Genomic DNA, 1372 nt, shown 5'->3' with positions numbered 1-1372 from the left:
GCAGTCACAGCGGCTTGTTCAAGGTCGATATCCAGTCCATCAAAGCCGTATTGCTCTGTGAGACGAATGATTTCTTCTGCAAACGCTTGTTCATCGCCTTTTTGTAGCTCAACGTGGGCATCAGCACCGCCTAACGCAAGCAACACCGAACGGCCTTGCTGATTGAGTTGCTCGATCTGGTTGATAAATTCTTGTTCAGACAATCCAACCGTTGGGTCTAATTTAAACGTGGGGATCCGGCCTTCTGCTGTGTCGTATACCTTCATAAAAGAAATGTCGACGACATTGTACATAGGGTTAATGTCATCCAGTGACATGCATGGTGAATTGCCTCCTTTGTATCCGGCACCATCGCACCAGTTGTGCCAGTACCCTACAACAACGTTACCATCTGGGTTGACCATTTCACCGGCCATGGCTGAAGCAGACGCGGCTGAACCCGATAGCGCCGCTAAACCCAGACAAATTGCCATAGGTAATGACTTGATATTGAACATGTAAATTCTCCTGATTTAACCAAATAAGCGGCTGTAGATTTCTACTCACGGCTTATCTTTCAAGGTAATAAAACTCATTAGATAAGGTTTGTGTAACGGAATATTTGCCTGAAACCAGAATGGAAGTCATTGACTGAATAGACAGCTGCGATCGATAAGGTCCGTGTATATGCCCAACAAACAAGCTGATTTCAAAAGCCAAGTTATGTTGAGTTAAGAAAGGCCAATAACCAATGAAACGAGCCGTTTCATTCAGAAGCAAGTCACTCTCTCTCATAATCCATCCATTAATAAGTGAGCCAAACAACGGCAATCAAGCAATGGAGTAGTCTAAGTGAAGCGAATTGTTCCAATATGTGTACTGATAGCAGGTACGTATTCCACATTGGCCACCGCCGCACCTGAGTGGGAAAAGAAAAGTTACTCAGGTGGTGTTCAGGTGTGTCATGAGCAAATGTTATTTAAATCAAAATGGTGGGCCGGGTCGTATAACGAGCCGAATCCGCAAGGAGCGTTGAGCTCTAATCAAGCAGGATGGGGGAATGATCCCTGGCTGCCTATTCCAGACTCTAACGAGTGTGGGACAGAGCAAGGCAACCAGGCTCCGATCGCTAATGCAGGTCGAGATCTTAATGTTCAGTCACCGAAAAGTTCGATTCGTATCGACGGTTCAAACTCATCGGATCCCGATGGTGACACACTCAGTTATGTCTGGACTCAAGTGTCTGGACCAACAGTGTCTCTCAGTAATGCGAATAAATCAGTAGCATCATTTGCATTACCTGAATTAACAAAGGATACCCAGTATACCTTCCAATTGGTTGTCGATGATGGTCAGACCTCCTCTCTCGATCTAGTCAAAGTCACCGGGTTAG

General features: G+C 45.6%; 3 protein-coding genes. 1 reads left to right on the top strand and 2 read right to left on the bottom strand.

Annotation, left to right across the window (positions count from 1 at the left end; genetic code table 11):
- Both ACP45E_RS21240 and ACP45E_RS21235 read right to left on the bottom strand, forming a co-directional pair.
- The coding region (locus ACP45E_RS21240) for a glycosyl hydrolase family 18 protein (RefSeq protein WP_241824369.1) at positions 1-497 on the bottom strand (497 nt) is incomplete at its 3' end.
- Positions 498-549: 52 nt separating this feature from the next.
- Complete coding sequence (locus ACP45E_RS21235) at positions 550-774, bottom strand: hypothetical protein (RefSeq protein ID WP_017037406.1); 225 nt, start codon at positions 772-774, stop codon at positions 550-552.
- Positions 775-831: 57 nt separating this feature from the next.
- On the opposite strand from ACP45E_RS21235, the gene ACP45E_RS21230 reads away from it, so the two are divergent.
- Positions 832-1372, top strand: a 541-nt coding sequence (locus tag ACP45E_RS21230; RefSeq protein WP_241824368.1) for a PKD domain-containing protein, incomplete at its 3' end; no start/stop codon positions are given.

It is taken from the genome of Vibrio genomosp. F10 str. 9ZD137 (assembly GCF_049974785.1).
In the GTDB taxonomy this organism is placed as follows: domain Bacteria; phylum Pseudomonadota; class Gammaproteobacteria; order Enterobacterales; family Vibrionaceae; genus Vibrio.
Note: the sequence above shows the minus strand (reverse complement) of the source record. Positions and strands in the feature narration are given on the sequence as shown.